Consider the following 20,246-nt stretch of genomic DNA (forward strand, 5'->3'; position numbering starts at 1 on the left):
TTCCCGCCGCTCGTCCGGGCCCGGGGCCGTAAGGTGACAGCCCGGTGACCGACGAGTTCAGCGCGGAGCGCGGGAGCGGGATGAACGCGTACGAGGGTGACGGCGGTGCGGCGCGCGAGGCCGGGCCCGGGGCCTCCCCCGCGTACGCGCCGCCCCCGTCGCCGGAGTCCGGCGCGCGGCAGGCGTCCGGCACGGAGGGGCCCGTCGGCCCCGGCGGTCTGGCCGCGCTGGCGCTTCCGTACCGCGTGGTGGGCGCGCTGGCCCTCGCGACGGCCGCCGTGCTCGCCCTCGTCCATCTCGGCATGGTCTTCCTGCACGTGGCGCCGCCCAACACCGTGAGCAAACAGCACGCGAAGACCATCGGGGCGTGGATATACCCCGAGTTCGAGCAGAACTGGAAGCTGTTCGCCCCCAACCCCTTGCAGCAGAACGTCTCGGTGCAGGCGCGGGCCGAGGGGCGGCGTCCGGACGGGAGTTCCTTCCGGACGGGCTGGTACGACCTGTCCGCGCGGGACGGGGCGGCTATCGAGGGAAATCCCGTGCCGAGCCACACCCAGCAGAACGAACTGCGCAGGGCCTGGGACTTCTACGCCTCCTCGCACGACGTGAGGGAGCGGCCGAACGGGCTGCGCGGTGAGCTGTCCGCCCGCTACCTGCTGCGCCTGGGGGTCCTGCGGCTGGAGCGTGCCGGGGCCGGCGGGCGGGACGCCGTGGTGGAGCGGGTGCGACTGCGTGCCCGTACGACGCCGGTACCGCTCCCGAAGTGGGGCACCGACACCTCCGTCGTGCGGCCCGCCGTCCGTGAACTGCCCTGGTGGGACGTGTCGGTGGCGGACCGGCCGGGAGGGGGCCCCGCCCCGTCCCCGCTGCCCTCCTACCCGGCTCCGGGGACTCCGCGATGAGCGGGCGCGAGGGCGGCGGCGGCCGGTACGAGGGACAGGCGCGGGTTCCGGCGGGGCCGGGCGCGGGGGCGCGGGCGGCTGCCGGGCGGCGGGTCCGGGCGTGGCGGGCCGGACTGGGGCGGGCCCTCGGTCAGGTGACCGGCCGCGCGCTGGGGCCGTACCAGAGCGCCGTCGTCCGCATCGGTTTCTCCGCGACCTGGCTCGCGTTCCTGCTGCGCGAACTCCCGCACCGCGACGAGCTGTACGGGCCGGACAGCCCGTGGGGGCCGGACCTCGCCGGGCGGCTCCTGGCGAGCAACCACGCCTTCACGGTCCTGCCGTGGTTCGGCGGGCGGCTGTGGTTCGAGCTGGTCTACGCGCTCGCGGCGCTGTCCGCGGCCCTGCTACTGCTCGGGTGGCGCACGCGTACGGCCTCGGTGCTGTTCATGATCGGCGTGCTCTCCCTCCAGAACCGCTCCGTGTTCATGGGGGACGGCGGGGACAACGTCGTCCATCTCATGGCGGTCTATCTGGTGTTCACGCGGTGCGGTCAGGTCTGGTCGCTCGACGCGCGGCGCCGGGCGCGCGGCGGACGGGACCGGGCGGGTCCGCCGCTGTGGGCCGTGCTCGGTCTCGTGCTCGCGCTCGCCTGCCTGGGCGGCCGCCTGACGGGCGGCTGGTCCCTCGCCCTGTGGGGGCTGTGGTCGGCGCTGGGCGTGTGGTGGCTGCTGGAGCGTCGCGCCGCCCGTCCCGCGGCCGGTTTCCACGTACGGCAACTGCGGGCGCTGGCGGATGTCGTGGGCAACGCCGTGCACAACGCGGGGCTGCTCGTCGTCATGGGCGAGGCGTGTCTCATCTACGCGACCGCCGGCTGGTACAAGATCCAGGGCAGCCGCTGGCAGGACGGTACGGCCGTGCACTACCCGCTGCGGCTGGAGTACTTCTCGCCGTGGCCCGCCCTCTCCGAGGCGCTCGCCGCGCACGGCACGCTGGTCGCACTGCTCACGTACGGCACCGTCCTCGTCCAGGTGGCCTTTCCGTTCGCCCTGTTCAACCGGCGCGTCAAGAACGTGCTGCTGGCCGGGATGATGGCGGAGCACGTCGGTATCGCGGTGATCCTCGGGCTGCCCTTCTTCTCGCTCGCGATGATCGCCGCCGACGCGGTGTTCCTGCCGACCGGTTTCCTGCGGGGCGCCGGCGGCCTCGTGGGGGGCGTTCTCGGCCGTCTCACCGCCCGCCGGCGCGGCGTCCCGGGGGCGGGGGCCGGTGCGGCGGGGGCCGTGGCGCTCCCCGGACCGCGGGCGGCGGAGCCGGGCGAGGGGGCCGGCCGCTCCCCCGTAGGCTTCCGGCCATGAACGCGCGCCCCGCCCCGTCCGCCGCCCCCTCGCCCGTCCTCACCCGGTGGCACGAGTCGCGGGAGGCCGGGGGCACGGTGCTGCTCGACGGGTTCCACGCGCTCAAGCACGCGCTGCGTTTCGGCGCCGCGGTCCCGGTGGCCGTGGCCGCCGACCGGGACGCGGCGCTCGCCCTCGCCGGGGAACTCGCCCCGGACCTGGCCGGGGTCCTCGGGCCGCTGCTGGTGGAGGTGGGCGAGCGGGAGTACCGCTCGCTGGTGGCGCGGCCGCATCCCACCGGCGTGGCCGCGCTCGCCGTCCGGCCGCGGCGCGCCGCGCAGCTCGCGGCGCTGCGCGCGCGGCCCCGCAGCAGTCCGCTGGTCCTGCTCGACGAGCCCCGCAACCTCGGCAACGCGGGCGCCGTCATCCGGCTCGCGGCCGGCTTCGGTGCCGGTGGCGTGATCACGACCGGGGACCTCGACCCGTGGCATCCCACCGTCGTACGCGGGGGCGCCGGTCTGCACTTCGCCACCGTCGTCGAGCGCATGGACCTCGTGGACCTCCCCGACGGCCCGTTGTACGCGCTGGACCCCGAGGGCGAGGACATCAGGGGGCTGGTCCTGCCCGACGACGCGCTCCTCGCCTTCGGCTCCGAACGGCACGGCATCTCGGCCGCCGTACGGGAGCGGGCGGACCGCCTGGTCTCGCTGCCGATGCGTCCGCAGGTCTCCAGCTACAACCTCGCCACCAGCGTGGGCATGGCGCTGTTCCACTGGTCCACGACCACGTCGACGCCGGTGAGCGCTCCGGGGGAGAATCGGGGGTAGGTGCCCCGGGTGCGGCTGTGCTCGCCGGTGGGCAAGGCGGGCCTCCGGAGTTAGAGTTACCGAACGATCGGTCGGTACGAGGGAGTCCGCCGAAACCCCTGGTTGACACGGGGCGCGCCCCGGGCCGGTTCCCGGCCGGCGTTCCCCGCCCCTGGAGAACGGTGGTCTGCCCATGGCGTCTGCGGCCAAGCGTGACGCGTACACCCCCGAGTCGCTGCTGTCGGTGGCGGTCGGGGTCTTCAACGAGCGCGGATACGACGGCACCTCGATGGAGCACCTGTCGAAGGCCGCGGGCATCTCGAAGTCCTCGATCTACCACCACGTCGCGGGCAAGGAGGAGTTGCTGCGCCGGGCCGTGAGCCGGGCGCTGGACGGCCTCTTCGGTGTCCTGGACGAGAAGGGCGCCGCGCACGGGGCGGCCATCGACCGGATGGAGCACGTGGTGCGCGGCACCGTGCGGGTCCTGGTCGCGGAGCTGCCGTACGTGACGCTGCTGCTGCGGGTGCGCGGGAACACCGACACGGAGCGCTGGGCGATGGAACGCCGCAGGGAGTTCGACCACCGTGTCGCCGACCTGTTCCAGGAGGCCGTCGCCGAGGGCGACCTGCGCGGCGACGTGGAGCCGCGGCTCGCGACCCGGCTGCTCTACGGGATGATCAACTCCCTCGTGGAGTGGTACCGGCTGGACGGCGGGGACGGGACCGGCGGTACGGCCGCCGGCCCCGGGGACGCCTCGGGGGAGAGTACGAGCGCGACCGAGCTGGCCGACGCGGTGGTGCGGCTGGCCTTCGACGGGCTGCGCGTCAAGGGCTGACGCGCGAGGGCGCGGGTGGTGGCTGACGCGCGAGGGCGCGGGTGGTCCGGAGCCGGCGGCGGGGGGCCGCGTGGCAGGGAGGTGAGGTCCGGAATGTCCGCGTGGCCCGCCCTGACCGGTCCGGTTTCGCGGGCGGGGTGCGGCCCGCCCGGACGGGCTCAGCCGGTGGTGGGCGCCGTCCGGCCTTCGGGCCGGCTCAATGGCCCCCTGGCCAGGCTCAGTGGCCCTTAGCCGGGCTCACTGGCCCCGGGCCCGGCTCAGTCGTGGGCGCCCGGGTCGAGGTCGTCCTCCTCGAAGACCAGCAGGGTCCGGGTGGACAGGATCTCCGGGATGGACTGGAGGCGGAGGAGGACCAGTTCGCGCAGGGCCCGGTTGTCCGGGGAGTGCACGAGCAGCAGTACGTCGAAATCACCGCTGACGAGGGCGATGTGCGCGACCCCCGGCAGGGATCTGAGCTGTTGGCGCACGGTGCGCCAGGAGTTCTGCACGATGCGCAGGGTCAGGTACGCGGAGGCGCCCTGACCGGCGCGTTCATGGTTCACCCGGGCTCCGAAGCCACGGATCACCCCGTCCTCGATCAGCCGGTTGACGCGCGCGTAGGCGTTGGCCCGCGAGACGTGGACCTCCTCCGCCACCGACCGTATCGAGGCCCGGCCGTCCGCCTGGAGGATGCGCAGGATGTCGCGGTCCACGGAGTCGAGCGGACGGGGCTCGGGCAGCGACTCGGGGTCCGGGCCGGAACGGGAGGGGGTGGTGGAGCCGGTGGGACCAGTGGGACCGGTGGGACGTGCTGGGACCGTGGGGCCTCCGGGGCCTCCGGGGCCTCCGATGCCGGGACGCTGGGCACTGTGAGGTCCCTGCTCCCCTTGCTGCCCTCCTGCGCGCTGTCCCCCCTGGGAACTGCGCGCAACAGGCGACCCCTGGGACCCCTGGGACCTCTGGGGCACCTGAGGGTCCTGGGAACCTTGGGACCCATGGGACCCCTGAGGGCCCTGAGTGCCCTGGAACTCGTGCGTCCCCCGGGGCCCGCGCGCCGGGCCCGACGGCGTCGCTCCGCCGGGAGCCGCCCCCGTGTGGTCGTGTCCGCCGCGCGCGACCGGTTCCTGGCGCGGGAGGGGGGTCCGGCGTGCGGGGCGCGGCGGTTCGGCGGCCGCCCCCGGGACTGCTCCGCTACCCCGGGCGGCGGCCGGTCGGGCCACCGGCACGGAGCCGGGACCAGCGCCTTCGCCGGACCGGGGTTCCGGCCTCCCGGCCATTCGTTCAGCAGCCACCTGCCGCCACCTCTCCCCTTTGGACGCCCGGTAGACATTGCAGGCCGCCCCGAGCCGTTTGTCCACAGGCTCAGGGCGCCTGTAGCCAAATTTCGTCCGCACTCGCACCATCAAGAGGTGAGGCACGTCACCTTCGGCGTGCTCTCGCGCCGTTCCACGAGGAGGTGCCGGACATGACGGTCGTCGAGGATCAGGGGCATGAGGGGGCGCACCGCACCCTCCCGCCGCCCGACTGGCGGACACGGGTGGAGCCGGGCCCGCTGCTGCCCGAGTCCGAGCCGTACCGCGTCCTCGGCACGAAGGCCGTCGAGCGGGTGGACCCGGCGCTGCTGCGGCGGCTGTACGCGGAGCTGGTGCGCGGGCGCCGCTTCAACACGCAGGCCACCGCCCTCACCCGGCAGGGCCGGCTCGCGGTCTATCCGTCCACCACCGGCCAGGAGGCCGCCGAGATCGCCGCGGCGCTCGTGCTGGAGGAGCGGGACTGGCTCTTCCCGAGCTACCGCGACACGCTCGCCGTGATCGCCCGGGGCGTCGATCCGCTGGAGGCCCTGACGCTGCTGCGCGGCGACCGGCACACCGGCTACGACCCGCTCGCGACCCGCGTCGCCCCGCTGTCGACCCCGCTCGCCACCCATCTGCCGCACGCCGTGGGCCTCGCGCACGCGGCGCGGCTGCGCGGGGACGACGTCGTGGCGCTCGCGATGTGCGGGGACGGCGGAACCAGCGAGGGCGACTTCCACGAGGCGCTCAACTTCGCCGCCGTGTGGCAGGCGCCCGTCGTCTTCCTCGTGCAGAACAACGGCTACGCGATCTCCGTACCGCTCGCCAAGCAGTCCGCCGCCCCCTCGCTGGCGCACAAGGCGGTCGGGTACGGGCTGCCGGGCCGGCTGATCGACGGGAACGACGTGGTCGCGATGCACGAGGTGCTGAGCGAGGCGATGGACCGGGCCAGGGCGGGGGGCGGACCGACCCTCGTCGAGGCGGTCACCTACCGGATGGAGGCGCACACCAACGCGGACGACGCGACGCGCTACCGCGCCGCCGAGGAGGTCGAGGCGTGGCGCGCGCACGATCCGGTCAAGATCATGGAGCGCGAACTGCTGGAGCGCGGGGTGATCGACGAGGCGGCCGTCGCCGTGGCGGGGGAACGGGCCGAGGAGTTCGCGGCCGGCCTGCGGGCCGCCCTGAACGAGGACGCGCCGCTGCACCCGGAGCGGCTGTTCGACCACGTCTTCGCCGAGCGCACCCCGCAGCTGGCCGAGCAGGCCGAGCTGCTGCGCGCGGAGATGGAGGCGGAGGCCGAGGCGGTCGCGGGGAACGCGGGCACGGCTACGGGAGCGGGGAACGAACGATGAGTACGGCGACGGCGGCCCCGGCCGCCGCGAACACGGGCGGCGCGAGGCCCGCGACGATGGCGCAGGCCCTGACCCGGGCTCTGCGCGACGCGATGGCGGAGGACCCCGCGGTGCACGTCCTCGGTGAGGACGTGGGCACCCTCGGCGGGGTCTTCCGCATCACCGACGGCCTCGCCGCGGAGTTCGGCGACGACCGCTGCACGGACACGCCGCTGGCCGAGGCCGGGATTCTGGGCGCGGCCGTGGGCATGGCGATGTACGGACTGCGGCCGGTGGTGGAGATGCAGTTCGACGCCTTCGCCTATCCGTCCTTCGAGCAGGTCGTCAGCCATGTGGCGAAGATGCGCAACCGCACCGGCGGCAGGCTGGCGCTGCCGCTGACCATCCGCGTCCCCTTCGGGGGCGGGATCGGCGGCGTGGAGCACCACAGCGACTCCTCCGAGATCTACTACATGGCGACCCCCGGCCTGCACGTCGTGACGCCCGCGACCGTGGAGGACGCCTACGGCCTGCTGCGCGCCTCGATCGCCTCGGACGACCCGGTCGTCTTCATGGAGCCCAAGCGGCTGTACTGGTCGAAGGCGGCGTGGTCGCCCGAGGCGCCGGGAGCCGTCGAGCCGATCGGCCGGGCCGTCGTCCGGCGCGGTGGGCGCAGCGCGACACTCCTGACGTACGGCCCCTCGCTCCCGGTGTGCCTGGAGGCCGCCGAGGCGGCCGTCGCGGAGGGCTGGGACCTGGAGGTCGTGGACCTGCGCAGCCTCGTGCCCTTCGACGACGAGACGGTGGCCGCGTCGGTGCGGCGCACCGGCCGCGCGGTCGTCGTGCACGAGTCGCAGGGCTTCGCCGGTCCCGGCGGGGAGATCGCGGCCCGGGTCACCGAGCGCTGTTTCCACCATCTGGAGGCGCCCGTCCTGCGGGTGGCCGGTTTCGACGTCCCGTACCCGCCGCCGATGATCGAGCGGCATCACCTGCCGGGTGTGGACCGCGTGCTGGACGCGGTGGCACGGCTTCAGTGGGAGGCTGAGCGCTGATGACGCGGGTCCTGGAGTTCGCCCTGCCCGACCTCGGTGAGGGGCTCACCGAGGCGCTCATCGTGCGCTGGCTCGTGGAGGTCGGTGACGTCGTCGAGATCGATCAGCCCGTCGTCGAGGTGGAGACCGCGAAGGCGATGGTCGAGGTGCCCTGCCCGCACGGCGGGGTCGTGGCCTCGCGCTACGGCGAGGAGGGCACGGACCTGCCGGTGGGCGCGCCGCTGATCGCCGTCGCGGTCGAGGGCGCCGCTGCCGGGGACGCCGCTGCCGCCGACGGCTCCGCAGCCGGTTCCGGCGACGGTGCGGCCGGGGACGGCGGTTCGGGTGACGGCGGCTCCGGGAGCGGCGGCTCCGGGAACGTGCTGGTCGGTTACGGCACGGCGGGGGCCGTGAGCGCCCGTCGCCGCCGGGTGCGTGGCGCCTCCCCCGCCCTCGCGGCGCATGCGCCGGCCGTTGACGGCGCGGCGGTGAACGGGTCCGCCGCGGCCGCCCCGCCTCCCGTCGCCGTCCTCGCCCCGCGCCCCTCCTCCGCCGTCGACGGTTCGGCGGCCGGTGGGGCTTCGGGCGCCGACGGGAGGGCGGCCGAAGGACCCGTGCCCGTCATCTCCCCGCTCGTACGGAAGCTGGCCAGGGACCACGGTGTGGACCTGCGCGCTGTTCGCGGCTCGGGCCCCGCTGGGCTGGTCCTGCGCTCCGACGTCGAGTCCTTCGTACGGGACGGTGCGGCGGACGGCGCCGGGGCGGGGGCCGCGCGGACCGCCGACGGGGCCGCCGCGAGCGCGGCGACCGGGACCGCGCCGGCCGTGCGCTCCGCCGCTCCACCCGGCGCGGAGGTCCGCGTGCCCCTGCGCGGAATACGCGCGGTCGCGGCCGACAAGCTCTCGCGCAGCCGCAGCGAGATCCCGGACGCCACGTGCTGGGTCGACGCGGACGCCACGGAACTGCTGCGGGCCCGCACGGCCATGAACGCGGCGGGCGGGCCGAAGATCTCGCTGCTCGCCCTCTTCGCCCGGATCACGACGGCCGCGCTCGCCCGCTTCCCGGAACTGAACTCCCGCGTCGACACCGAGGCCAGGGAGATCGTGCGCCTCCCCGGTGTGCACTTGGGCTTCGCGGCGCAGACCGACCGGGGGCTGGTCGTCCCCGTCGTCCGGGACGCCCACGCGCGGGGCGCCGAGTCCTTCTCCGCCGAGTTCGCCCGGCTGACGGAACTGGCGCGGGCCGGCCGGCTGGGCCCCGCGGAGCTGACCGGTGGCACCTTCACGCTCAACAACTACGGCGTGTTCGGCGTGGACGGTTCGACCCCGATCATCAACCACCCCGAGGCCGCGATGCTCGGCGTCGGCCGCATCACGCCCAAACCGTGGGTGTACGAGGGTGAGCTGGCGGTGCGGCAGCTCGTGCAGCTCTCCCTGACCTTCGACCACCGGGTGTGTGACGGCGGGGTGGCGGGTGGATTCCTGCGCTACGTCGCGGACTGTGTGGAACAGCCGGCGGTGCTGCTGCGCTCGCTCTGAGACGGCGGGCAGCGGTACGGGCGGTACGGGCGGTACGACAGGGCGGGACACCTCCGGCATACCGGGGGAGTTCCGCCCTGTTCCGTGCGCGCGGGGTGCCATCGATCTTCGCTGTGGCCATACTTCAGGGCGCGCCCCTCGGGACAGGAGCGCGCGGCGGGATTCCGGGCGCACGGGTTACGGGCACCGCGGGACCGGGGGCACGAGCGCCCGCGGGGCCCGGGGCGCGTCCCGGGCCGGGCACATCTGAGGAGGCGGGCGTGGTCGAGGTGAGGCGCGGGTACGACGCCGTCGTCCTGGCGGGCGGAGCGGCCAGGCGCCTGGGCGGGACGGACAAGCCGGCCGTCACGGTCGGTGGCCGGGCCCTGATCGACCGGGTGCTGGCCGCGTGCGCGTCGGCGGAGACCACGGTCGTCGTGTCCGGGCCCCGGACCTGTGCCCGGCCCGTCGTGCGGGCCCGCGAGAATCCCCCGGGCGGGGGTCCCGTCGCCGCGCTCGACGCCGGTCTGCGGCACACCGCGCGGGACCTCGTCCTGGTGCTCTCCGCCGACCTTCCCTTCCTCGACCGGCCCACCGTCGAGCGGCTCGTGGCCGCGCTCGACACCGCGCTGGGACCGGCCGTCGGGCCGGTGGAGCGTACGGGGGCCGGTGGCGGGCCGAGGCGGGATGGCGGACAGGTGGACGGGGCGCTGCTCGTCGACGCGTCGGGCCGTGACCAGACCCTGGTCGCGGTCTACCGCGCCTCCTCGCTGCGGGGCGCGCTCGACCGGCTGCGCGCGGAGCACGGCACGTTGCACGGGCTGCCGCTGCGGTCTCTCGTCTCGGACTTCGCACTGGTCCGTGTGCGCGACGAGGGCAACGCCTCTTTCGACTGCGACACCTGGGAGGACGTCGCTGTCGCCCGGGACACGATCAGGGAGCATGGGCACGTGTTGGATGAATGGATTTCCGCAGTCAAGGCCGAACTCGGCATCGATCTGGACGTCGATCTGCACGCCGTCCTCGACCTGGCCCGGGACGCGGCGCACGGCGTGGACCGGCCCGCCGCCCCTCTGACGACCTTCCTCGTCGGGTACGCGGCCGGACGGGCGCAGGGCGGTCCGCAGGAGGTCGCCGCGCTCGCGCGTCAGGCCGCCGAACTGGCGAACCGGTGGGCGGCTGAGGCGCAGTGAACCGGGGGAGCGGCGAGGAACCGGGTCCCGGCGCCTTCGACGACAAGCCCTTCGACGCCGTGCCCCTCGGTCAGGCGCTCTTCGGTCAGGCGCTCTTCGATCACGCGGCTTTCGATCAGGAGGACCCGGATCACATGGTCTCCGGGGGGCCCGCAGGAGACCGCGACGGCGAAACGCCCCTCCAGGAGGCGCCCTCCCACGAGGTGCCCGCCGACGAGGCGCCCGCCCACGAGGTGCCTTTCGACGAGACGCCTTTCGACGAGGCGCTGGCTCTCGTGCGCGCGGAGACGCCCGGGGAACCGGTCGCTCCGGACCCCGGGCCTCCCGCCACCCGTGAGCGTCGGCAACGGCAGGAAGGCGCCGAGTACCGGGGCGGGCGGCGGCCGAGGCCGGAGGAGAGCACTTCAGTCGGACCGGCGGACAGACCGGCGGACGGGCCCGTCGGCCCGCGTCGGGGAGCCGGTTCTCCCGCCCCGGGCCCGGGGCACGAGCGCGCCGTCCCACGTCCCGCTCCCTCTCCGCGGGTGTCCCCGTCGTCCGGCGACTGTGGGACCGCCCCCGGCACGCGCACCTCCGCGTCCCCGCACCGGCCCGCTGTCCTCTCCTGGGAGGAGGCCGGGGCGGCGGCGCTGCGGGCCGGGCGTGAGGTCGTGGCCCGGACGGCGGAGGTGCGTCCCGCTCCCCGCACGGCCCTCGACGCGGCCCTCGGTCTCGCGCTCGCGGAGCCGCTGAAGGCGCTCACCGACCTGCCCTCCTTCGACACCTCGGCCATGGACGGCTGGGCCGTCGCGGGCCCCGGCCCCTGGCTGCTCGCCGAGGGCGGGGTACTCGCCGGTCAGCACCAGCGCGACGCGGTCGAGGACGGTAGCGCCGTCCCGATCGCGACGGGCGCGCCGGTCCCCTCCGGTACCACCGCCGTCGTACGCACCGAGCACGGCGAGGTCGACCCCTCGGGACGGCTGCATCCGCTGCGCGCCGTGCTCCAGGGGCAGGACATCCGCCCGCGGGGACAGGAGTGCCGTGCCCACGACCGGCTGCTCGACGCGGGCACGCTCATCACCCCCGTCGTGCTGGGGCTGGCCGCGGCCGCCGGCTACGACTCGGTGCGCGCCGTCCCCCGCCCCACAGTGGAGGTACTGGTCCTCGGCGACGAGCTGTTGACCAGCGGACTGCCCGAACAGGGGCGAATCCGGGACGCGCTCGGCCCGATGCTCCCGTCCTGGCTGCGCGCGCTCGGCGCCGAGGTCCGGGCGGTACGGCGGCTCGGGGACGACGAGGAGGGTCTGCTGAAGGCCGTCGCGGGCAGCGAGGCGGACCTCGTCCTCACGACGGGCGGCACGGCCGGGGGGCCCGTGGACCACGTCCACCCGGTACTCGACCGGATCGGCGCCCGGCTGCTGGTCGACGGGGTCGCGGTCCGGCCCGGTCACCCCATGCTCCTGGCCGCGACCGCGCCGGGACAGCACCTCGTGGGCCTGCCGGGGAACCCGCTGGCCGCCGTGTCGGGGCTCCTGACCCTGGCCGCTCCCCTGCTGCGGGTCCTCGCGGGCCGCGCCGTGGGGCAGCCGTACGCCGTACCCGCCGCCGAGGGGGTCCAGGGACACCCGCGCGATACCCGGCTGCTGCCGGTGCGGCTGCGCTTCGGGAGGGCCGAGGTGCTGCGCTTCAACGGGCCCGCGATGCTCCGGGGCATCGCGAGGGCCGAGGCCCTGGCGGTCGTACCGCCGGGCGGGGTCCGCGAGGGGGAGCAGCTCGACCTTCTCGAACTGCCCTGGGGCGCGGGATGTTTCACGTGAAACGATGCCCTTTGTTTCACGTGAAACATGGACCGGCCGTCGCTGGACAAGCGGCCGACAGTGAGGGGAAGGCCCACCGTGTCGCGGCGGGTCACGGACGAGCAGGGTGCGTGGGGCTCTCGGCCCACGCGGGAGGTTTCACGTGAAACTGCCCGGACAGGACGCCATCGCGCGTCAGGCCGGCGAGAAGCTGGTGGCCACGCGGGTCAAACTGCCGCGGCGGATGGTCGAGCGGCCCTTCCGGCAGGTCGCGAAGCGCATCACCATGGCGCTCGCCGTCCTGGTGGGGACCGCCTTGCTCGTGTACCTGGGACGCGACGGCTACGGCGACAACTCCGACCATCAGGTCGATCTGCTCGACGCCTTCTACTACGCGACCGTGACCCTCTCCACTACGGGTTACGGCGATATCGTGCCGGTCAGCGACACGGCCCGGCTCATCAATATCCTCGTCGTCACGCCCCTGCGCGTGCTGTTCCTGATCATCCTGGTCGGCACCACCCTGGAGGTCCTCACCGAGAGGACCCGGGAGGAGTGGCGCCTGCACCGCTGGAGGAGTGCGTTGAGAGACCACACCGTCGTCGTCGGCTTCGGCACGAAGGGCCGTTCGGCGATCAAGACCGTGCTGGCCACGGGCTCGGTCACCCCGCAACAGGTGGTGGTCGTCGACCCCAACGAGAAGGTGATCGAACTCGCCACCTCGGAGGGTTTCGCGGGCGTGGTCGGTGACGCGACCCGCAGCGACGTACTGGCCCGGGGGGAGGTGGCCAAGGCCCGGCAGATCATCATCGCGACGCAACGCGACGACACCGCGGTCCTCGTCGCGCTCACCGCCCGCCAGCTCAACCGGACCGCCCACATCGTGGCGGCGGTCCGCGAGGAGGAGAACGCGCCGTTGCTGCGCCAGTCCGGGGCCGACGCCGTGATCACGAGTGCGAGCGCGGCCGGGCGGCTGCTCGGCCTCTCGGTGCTGAGCCCGAGCGCCGGCATGGTCCTGGAAGACCTCATCCAGCAGGGCACCGGACTCGATCTGGTCGAGCGCCCGGTCATAAAGTCCGAGGTGGGGCGCGGACCTCGGGACACCGACGACCTCGTCATCAGCGTGATCCGCGGGCACCGGGTACTGGGGTACGACGATCCGGCCGTCGGCACCTTGCAGCTGACCGACCGTCTCATCACCATCGTCCGCGCCGGTCCCGACCCCCACATGGCGCCGGACACGCGACCGCTGCCCAGCGCCTGAACCGTCCACGGGCCGGTGGTTGAACCGTGCGGGGCGGCGCCCGGTCCGCGCCTTCTCTCGCTCCGAGGCTCACGCGAGTAGCCTCGCGAGCATGTATGCGATCACGATTCCCGAACCCGGTGGTCCCGAGGCTTTCGTAGGGGCCGAGGTGCCCGATCCGGTCGCGGCGGCGGGTGAGGCCCTGGTCCAGGTCGTGGCGGCCGGGGTCAACCGCGCCGACGTCATGCAGCGCCAGGGCTACTACGACCCGCCGCCCGGCGCGCCCGTGTACCCCGGCCTGGAGGTCTCGGGCCGAGTCCTCGCGCTCGGCGAGGGCGTGTCGGGCTGGGCGGTCGGTGACGAGGTGTGCGCTCTGCTCGCGGGCGGCGGCTACGCCGAGAAGGTCGCGGTGCCGGTGGGGCAGTTGCTGCCCGTGCCGAAGGGGGTCGACCTCGTCGACGCGGCCTCGCTGCCGGAGGTCACGGCGACGGTGTGGTCGAACGTCTTCATGGTCGCGGGGCTGCGCCCCGGGGAGACCCTTCTGGTGCACGGCGGTTCGAGCGGGATCGGCACCATGGCGATCCAGCTCGGCAAGGCGGTCGGCGCGCGCGTCGCGGTGACCGCGGGGACCCCCGAGAAGCTGGAGAGCTGCCGCGAACTGGGCGCCGACATCCTGATCAACTACCGCGAACAGGATTTCGTGGAGGAACTGCGCGAGGCCACCGGCGGCCACGGCGCCGACGTCATCCTCGACAACATGGGCGCCAAGTACCTGGAGCGCAATATCGACGCGCTGGCGATCAACGGACGGCTCGTCGTCATCGGGCTCCAGGGCGGCGTCAAGGCGGAGATCAACCTCAACACGCTGCTCCAGAAGCGGCTCGCGGTGGCCGCGACCTCCCTGCGCTCCCGGCCGGTCGAGGAGAAGGCGGCCATCGTGGCCGGTGTCCGGGAGCACGTCTGGCCGCTCATCGAGTCGGGCACCGTGCGCACCGTCGTGCACCGTCGTCTGCCGCTCAGCGAGGTGTCCGCCGCGCACGTGATCCTGGACGAGAGCAGCCACATCGGGAAGGTGCTGCTGGTCACCTCCTGAGGGACGCCGGTCACGGAACGGGCCTGCGCCACGTGGGCGGCCGCGTACGGCGTCGGGGGCCGCCCCTCCGGTCTCGCGGGTGAGCGCCGCGGGTGTCACGGGGGGTCGCGCCGGGCCGAGTCGTGGCTGAGGTGCCGTGCCTCCCGGCATGTGTGACGCTGGTCGCACTGTCCCGGCCGGGCGCAGAAGGCCGGGGAACGGAGGGGGAGCCGGGATGACGTCAGGGTTTCGGCTGCCGGGGGCCGCCGGTGCGGTGGTGACCGCGCTGCTGGTGGTTCTGCTCCTGATCTGGCTGCCGACGGGCTACGCCCAAGCCGGCGAGCCCGCGCTCCCCGCGACCGGCGCGCCGCCGTCCCCTCGCGTAACGGAGGCGGCGTCCCTCTCGCCCTACGACGGCTCCGGGCCGCCCCGGCCGGTCACCGGCGCCGCCACCCCGGACCCCCCGCCCCGGGACGGGGACGGCTTCGGCTTCGGCGGTGCCCAGGGACTCGGGGGCCTGCTCCCGTGGCTCCCCCTGCGCCTGCCCGACGTGGTCGGCTCCCGGCCGGGCGACGAGACCCGACCGGATGACACAGCCCAGTCCGGGAACCAGGGGCGCTCCGGACGGCCGAGACCTCCGTCGGCCCTGCCTGCCGCTCCCGCGACCTCCACCCCGGCATCCCCGGCGTCGCGCGCCCCGCGCACCGCTGCCCCGGACGCCTCCACCGGGGAGCGCCACCGCCGTACGCGCGGAGAGACCTCGGAGGCCGGAGTGGGGGCGGTGCCCTCCTTGGGGGCGGCGTTCTCCGTACCGCTGCCGCCCCCCGTTCCTCCTCCCGCCGTGGACCGCTCCCCCGGCGGCGCCGGGGCGAGCGCCGCTGCCACACCGGCCCCCGAAGCGGGCGGGGCGCACCGCGCGGTCGCCTCGCGCGGTGGGGTGGCCTCCGGGCCGACGGCTCTGGGCGGCGGCCTGATCTGCGTCGGCCTGGGACTGGCCACGGCCTTTCTGGGACTGCGACTGCGCCGGGCCTGAGCCCTCCGGACGCCCACTGACGGGGGCACCATCCAGGCGGGGGCGCACGGTGGGAGACAATGGAGGCATGGAGATCCCGAGGAACGAACGGTCGCAGGAGCACCCGCAGGTCCTGGTCGTCGGACAGGACGGAATGGCGCTCGGCGGCGGTGGAGCGGACGACTCCACCGAGATCCCGGTGACCGAGATGGTCGCGCAGCCCGCGAAGGTCATGCGCATCGGCAGCATGATCAAGCAGCTGCTGGAGGAAGTACGGGCGGCCCCTCTCGACGAGGCGAGCCGGGCTCGGCTGCGCGAGATCCACGCCAGCTCCGTGAAGGAGCTGGAGGACGGGCTGGCCCCGGAACTGGTGGACGAGCTGGAACGGATCTCGCTGCCGTTCACCGACGACGTCACGCCGAGCGACGCGGAGCTGCGGATCGCGCAGGCCCAGCTGGTGGGCTGGCTGGAGGGGCTGTTCCACGGCATCCAGACCACGCTGTTCGCCCAGCAGATGGCGGCCCGCGCCCAGCTGGAGCAGATGCGCCGCGCGCTGCCGCCCGGCGCGGGCGGCGCCGAGGAGGGCGACGTGTCCGGTGGCCGCACGGGCGGCCCCTACCTGTAACCCGACCGGTCCGTACCGCGTACGGCTGAGGCCCGCTTCCCTACGCAGGGAGGCGGGCCTCAGCCGTCGGGCGGACGCCGGTCAGTCGTCGGCCGGCCGTGAACCGGGGCGCCCCGCGCGTTTCCGGGCGCCGGTCACTCGGGGTTCCCGGTGGAGACGCTGAGCGTCATCTTCCCGCGGTCCTTCTCGTCCACGTTCGTGCGCGCCGCCGGCCACTGGTCGATGACGGAGCCCTCGCCGAAGGTGTTGTCGGGCACGAACTTCACCGTGAACTCCCAGCCGGCGGCCCGCAGACAGTCCTTGACCGAGTTCACGTACTTGTACTGGAAGTTGGGGACCTCGATCTTGTCCGGGTCGTTGTACGACTCGGTCGGGTCCGTGCACTTCTTGGGGTCGATCGTCTTCGTCTTGTCCGGTCCCCGGTAGCCCGCCTGGTGCGAGGCCGACTCCTTGGCCCGCGGCCGGTCGTCGCCCGTGTCCTTCCCGCGCTGCGCCAGGACCGCGATCGCGGCCACGACGGCCAGTACCGCCACGACGGCCGAGGCGACGACGAGCCCCCGCCCCCGCTTGCCGCCGCCCGTCCGGCCGGCCGGGTGCCGGCTCCCGTACGGGGTGGCCGGCTGCTGGTACGGCGGGGGCGTCGCGTAGCCCTGCTGCGGATAGCCGTAACCGGCCTGGACCGGGGGCTGAGCGGTCTGCGGGGCGGGGTGCGGCGTGCCGTAGGCGGAGTGCGGCGCCGGGTGCGGGAGCTGGTACGGGCTCTGCGCCGCGTACGGCCCCTGCGGCGGCTGCGCGCTCTGGTCGACGGGCGGGAAGACCGCGGCGCCCACCCCCGTGCCGCTCTGCGAGGGGGCGGAGCGCACGACGCTCGGGGCGGCCCCGGACAGCGAGCGCGCCACCCGGTCGCACTCCTCGCGCATCGACTCGGCGGTGGGGAACCGTTCGTTGGGGTTCTTGCGCAGGGCCCGTGCCACGAGCGCGTCGACGGCCGGGGGCAGCGACTGGTTGAGCGAGGAGGGCGCGACGGGCTCCTCCTGGACGTGCGCGTACGCGATGGCCAGCGGCGAGTCGGCGTCGAAGGGCAGCCGGCCGGTCAGCAGCTGGAAGAGCATGATCCCGACGGAGTAGATGTCGCTGCGCGCGTCGACGCCCCGGCCCAGTGCCTGCTCGGGGGAGAGGTACTGCGGGGTGCCCACGACCATGCCGGTCTGGGTCATCGAGGTGACCCCGGACTGGATGGCGCGGGCGATGCCGAAGTCCATGACCTTGACGACGCCGCGCTTGGTCAGCATGACGTTGCCCGGCTTGATGTCCCGGTGCACGAGGCCCATCTCGTGGCTGATCTCCAGGGCCGCGAGCACATCACCGGTGATCTTGAGGGCCTTGTCCGTGGGCATCGCCCCGAACCGCGCCACGTCCTGCTCGAAGACCGAGCCGAGGGGGAGGCCCTCGACGAACTCCATGACGATGTACGGGGTGGTGGTCCCGTCGAGATCGTCCTCGCCGGTGTCGAAGACGGAGACGATGTTGGTGTGCGTGAGCTTCGCCACGGCCTGCGCCTCACGCCGGAAGCGCTCCCGGAAGGCGGGCTCGCGGCCCAGCTCGGTGTGCAGGGTCTTGATCGCGACCTGCCGGTCGAGCACCGAGTCGTAGGCGAGATGCACCGAGGCCATCCCGCCCTCACCGAGCAGGTCACGCAACTGGTACCGGCCCTTGGCCACGGAATGTCCCGCGTACCGGCCGTGCGCGCCGCCGTCCTGGCTCATGGTCCCCCGCCGTTCCCCCCGCACTCCGTACGGTGTGCGCACTCGTGCCGCCGCCTGCTGTCCCGCCGCAACGCCGTGCCGTCGTTCGCCGGTGATCCGGTGCCTCCGTGGCGTCCGGGCGACGAACTCGCTTCGTCCGTGCCCGTGTTCCCGGTGCACTGGTCCGGGTGATCGCGTGCGATGATCCGTGACCGGTCCCCGCCAAGTCTGCCGCAGGGCACCGACACGTCAAGCCAGGTGCCCGACTCGTGACCGTACGCGCAAGAAGCTTCGCGAAAGCGTGACAGTGGGCACACGGGAGCCCGGCGGGGATTTGCGTACCGATGTCCCCGGCGGGTTTGATGGCCGGTCCTTCCCGGACCGTCGTGTCGTGCAGAGGCTGTAGCGTGGCGACGGAGGACCGTGACAACCACCGCGCGGACCGCGGACAGAAACGACGGCGAGGACCGATGGCACAGACGCAGCGCGCTCAGGGCCCGTCCGACCCCGAGGCGACTGGCGGCGGCATGTCAGACGCGCCGGAGTTGTGGGGCGACGGCGGACTGGTCGGTGACGGCCGTTACCGGCTCACACACCGCCTGGGACGCGGTGGCATGGCGGAGGTCTTCGCGGCCGAGGACGTACGGCTCGGCCGTACCGTCGCCGTCAAACTGCTGCGCTCCGATCTCGCCGAGGACCCGACCTCCAAGGCCCGCTTCACCCGCGAGGCCCAGTCCGTCGCGGGCCTCAACCACCATGCCGTCGTGGCGGTCTACGACTCCGGTGAGGACGTCGTCGGACGCAACGTCGTCCCCTACATGGTGATGGAGCTGGTCGAGGGCCGCACCATCCGTGAGCTGCTGCTGAGCGCCGAAGCGCCGGGCCCCGACCAGGCATTGATCATCGTCGCCGGGGTGCTGGAGGCGCTGGCCTACTCGCATCAGCACGGCATCGTGCACCGTGACATCAAGCCCGCCAACGTGATCATCACGAACTCGGGCGCGGTCAAGGTCATGGACTTCGGCATCGCCCGCGCGTTGCACGGCGCGCAGTCCACGATGACCCAGACCGGCATGGTCATGGGCACCCCGCAGTACCTCTCCCCCGAGCAGGCGCTCGGCAAGGCCGTCGACCACCGCAGCGATCTCTACGCGACCGGTTGCCTGCTCTACGAACTTCTCGCGCTGCGGCCCCCGTTCACCGGGGAGACCCCGCTCTCCGTGGTCTACCAGCACGTCCAGGACCCGCCGGTGCCGCCCTCCCGGATGGCCGACGTGTGCCCGCCGGAGCTGGACGGGCTCGTGCTGCGGGCGCTGGCCAAGGACCCGGACGACCGGTTCCAGAGTGCCGAGGAGATGCGCGGCCTCGTCCAGTACGCCCTCCAGATGCTGCACGAGCAGGGCGGCTTCACGGGCGGGATGTGGAACACCGGGCAGATCGACGTCGCGTCCGCCGAGGCCCAGCCGGTGAACGGCTCCGCCACGATGGCCTTCGGCAGCGGCACCGCGCAGATCCCGCAGCAGACGATGCTGCGCCCGCCGGGTGACGACGGCGGCTTCGAGGGCGGCCCGGGATCGCGCGGCCCCGGCCGGGGGCGTGGCCGCATGTGGCTTGTCGCGGCTCTCGCCGTGGTCGCGGTCGTGGCCGGAGTGGCCTTCGCCCTGAAGCTCGGAGGGGACGACGACAAGGGCGGCACCCCCAAGGAGAGCCCGACGCCCTCGGTCAGCCACTCCCAGACGCACAAGAAGGAGAAGAAGTCCAAGGAGCCCTCCGAGGGCACCGAGGACACCAGCACGGACGTGGCCCCGGGTGACGGCTCCGGTGGGAACGGCGGCGGCCATTCCGGCTGGCGGTCCAATCAGCCCCCCGGTACGGGTCAGCAGTCGAAGCCGACGCCGAGCACCTCCGAGGAAGCCCCCGAGGAACCCGACCCGACGGAGTCGCAGGGCGGCACCGGTGACAACGGGGGCAACGGCGGCGATCAGCAGTCCCCGCCGCCCAGCCAGCCCACGGAGCCGTCTCAGCCGACGGATCCCGGCGGTGACGTCGGCGGCGCGGGAGAGGACCCCGGTGGGGCTCTCACCAACGGCGGAGTGCAGGGCGGGGACGGGCAGCCCCAGTGAGGTGATGTTTCACGTGAAACATCACCCTTCGGGCCTATCGGTGGTCCGGGGAATGTTTCACGTGAAACACCGCGGGCCGCAGGAGAAGACGTTTCACGTGAAACGTCTCGGGCTGCCCGAGGCGGGCGACCGCCCAGTACGAGGGCCTACGCGTACTCGCCGCCTCGCCCCTCGCGCCCCGGCCCGTCCGGTGCCGGCGTGACCCTCGTCGGAGATCCGCGCGAGGGGCCGGCGTCCGCGTGCCAGGGAGGCCGCCGGTGAGGGCTACCTGAACGTGCTGGGCGCCGCGCCCGCCCGCCCGACGGCCCGACTGCCGACCGGTGGGCACGCCCCCGTGCCCGGTTCGCCCCCGTGCCCGGATCGCCCCGCTTCGGGTGGTCCGGGCGTTCGCGCGGAGTGCCGGCCACGGACTCTTCCCGTGCCCGGGGTGGGCGGGATAACGTGCCGGT

Annotated in this window: 16 protein-coding genes; 14 read left to right on the forward strand and 2 right to left on the reverse strand. The window is 74.0% G+C overall.

Annotated elements, in window-relative coordinates:
* The first annotated feature begins 44 nt into the window (after nt 1-44).
* The 4 genes from ACFYMP_RS23970 to ACFYMP_RS23985 all read left to right on the forward strand — a co-directional run bounded on the left by ACFYMP_RS23970 (nt 45) and on the right by ACFYMP_RS23985 (nt 3,856).
* On the forward strand, nt 45-902 hold the full coding sequence (locus ACFYMP_RS23970; protein WP_388861252.1) for a DUF5819 family protein: 858 nt from the start codon (nt 45-47) through the stop codon (nt 900-902).
* Nucleotides 899-2,236, forward strand: coding sequence for an HTTM domain-containing protein (locus ACFYMP_RS23975; RefSeq protein ID WP_388861255.1), 1,338 nt, complete (start codon nt 899-901; stop codon nt 2,234-2,236). Before ACFYMP_RS23970 ends, ACFYMP_RS23975 begins: the two co-directional genes overlap by 4 nt.
* Nucleotides 2,233-3,042 (forward strand): TrmH family RNA methyltransferase, encoded by an 810-nt coding sequence (locus ACFYMP_RS23980; protein ID WP_388861258.1) that lies wholly within the window; start codon nt 2,233-2,235, stop codon nt 3,040-3,042. Before ACFYMP_RS23975 ends, ACFYMP_RS23980 begins: the two co-directional genes overlap by 4 nt.
* A gap of 172 nt (nt 3,043-3,214) precedes the next feature.
* The gene (locus tag ACFYMP_RS23985) at nt 3,215-3,856 is read left to right on the forward strand and encodes a TetR/AcrR family transcriptional regulator (RefSeq protein WP_388861261.1); all 642 of its coding nucleotides are present in this window, start codon (nt 3,215-3,217) and stop codon (nt 3,854-3,856) included.
* 257 nt (nt 3,857-4,113) lie between these two features.
* Here ACFYMP_RS23985 and ACFYMP_RS23990 read toward each other — a convergent pair whose 3' ends face one another.
* Complete coding sequence (locus tag ACFYMP_RS23990) at nt 4,114-4,575, reverse strand: Lrp/AsnC family transcriptional regulator (protein WP_388861335.1); 462 nt, start codon at nt 4,573-4,575, stop codon at nt 4,114-4,116.
* Between the two features lie 725 nt (nt 4,576-5,300).
* Between ACFYMP_RS23990 and pdhA the strand changes: the two genes are divergently transcribed.
* From pdhA to ACFYMP_RS24035, 9 genes are all read left to right on the forward strand, one after another.
* Entirely contained in the window at nt 5,301-6,482 is a 1,182-nt protein-coding gene (pdhA, locus tag ACFYMP_RS23995; RefSeq protein ID WP_388861265.1) for a pyruvate dehydrogenase (acetyl-transferring) E1 component subunit alpha, read from the forward strand.
* Nucleotides 6,479-7,513: an alpha-ketoacid dehydrogenase subunit beta gene (locus tag ACFYMP_RS24000; RefSeq protein WP_388861268.1), complete on the forward strand. Its 1,035-nt coding sequence runs from the start codon at nt 6,479-6,481 to the stop codon at nt 7,511-7,513. Before pdhA ends, ACFYMP_RS24000 begins: the two co-directional genes overlap by 4 nt.
* Nucleotides 7,513-9,030 (forward strand): dihydrolipoamide acetyltransferase family protein, encoded by a 1,518-nt coding sequence (locus tag ACFYMP_RS24005; protein ID WP_388861271.1) that lies wholly within the window; start codon nt 7,513-7,515, stop codon nt 9,028-9,030. The genes ACFYMP_RS24000 and ACFYMP_RS24005 overlap by 1 nt, the downstream gene beginning before the upstream one ends.
* A gap of 260 nt (nt 9,031-9,290) precedes the next feature.
* Nucleotides 9,291-10,202: a DUF6457 domain-containing protein gene (locus ACFYMP_RS24010; RefSeq protein WP_388861274.1), complete on the forward strand. Its 912-nt coding sequence runs from the start codon at nt 9,291-9,293 to the stop codon at nt 10,200-10,202.
* A gap of 134 nt (nt 10,203-10,336) precedes the next feature.
* On the forward strand, nt 10,337-11,998 hold the full coding sequence (locus ACFYMP_RS24015; protein ID WP_388861338.1) for a molybdopterin-binding protein: 1,662 nt from the start codon (nt 10,337-10,339) through the stop codon (nt 11,996-11,998).
* Nucleotides 11,999-12,140: 142 nt separating this feature from the next.
* On the forward strand, nt 12,141-13,241 hold the full coding sequence (locus ACFYMP_RS24020) for a potassium channel family protein (protein ID WP_388861277.1): 1,101 nt from the start codon (nt 12,141-12,143) through the stop codon (nt 13,239-13,241).
* 91 nt (nt 13,242-13,332) lie between these two features.
* The gene (locus tag ACFYMP_RS24025) at nt 13,333-14,313 is read left to right on the forward strand and encodes an NAD(P)H-quinone oxidoreductase (RefSeq protein WP_388861280.1); all 981 of its coding nucleotides are present in this window, start codon (nt 13,333-13,335) and stop codon (nt 14,311-14,313) included.
* 214 nt (nt 14,314-14,527) lie between these two features.
* On the forward strand, nt 14,528-15,325 hold the full coding sequence (locus ACFYMP_RS24030) for a hypothetical protein (protein ID WP_388861283.1): 798 nt from the start codon (nt 14,528-14,530) through the stop codon (nt 15,323-15,325).
* Nucleotides 15,326-15,392: 67 nt separating this feature from the next.
* Nucleotides 15,393-15,929, forward strand: coding sequence for a bacterial proteasome activator family protein (locus ACFYMP_RS24035; RefSeq protein ID WP_388861287.1), 537 nt, complete (start codon nt 15,393-15,395; stop codon nt 15,927-15,929).
* 134 nt (nt 15,930-16,063) lie between these two features.
* Here ACFYMP_RS24035 and ACFYMP_RS24040 read toward each other — a convergent pair whose 3' ends face one another.
* Nucleotides 16,064-17,695 carry a protein kinase gene (locus tag ACFYMP_RS24040; protein ID WP_388861290.1) on the reverse strand — a complete coding sequence of 544 codons (1,632 nt, stop codon included), beginning with the start codon at nt 17,693-17,695 and terminating at the stop codon, nt 16,064-16,066.
* A gap of 449 nt (nt 17,696-18,144) precedes the next feature.
* Between ACFYMP_RS24040 and ACFYMP_RS24045 the strand changes: the two genes are divergently transcribed.
* Nucleotides 18,145-19,797, forward strand: coding sequence for a protein kinase (locus ACFYMP_RS24045; protein WP_388861293.1), 1,653 nt, complete (start codon nt 18,145-18,147; stop codon nt 19,795-19,797).
* The last annotated feature ends 449 nt before the right edge of the window (nt 19,798-20,246 follow it).

This window comes from Streptomyces sp. NPDC007088, assembly GCF_042869355.1.
Taxonomy (GTDB): domain Bacteria; phylum Actinomycetota; class Actinomycetes; order Streptomycetales; family Streptomycetaceae; genus Streptomyces.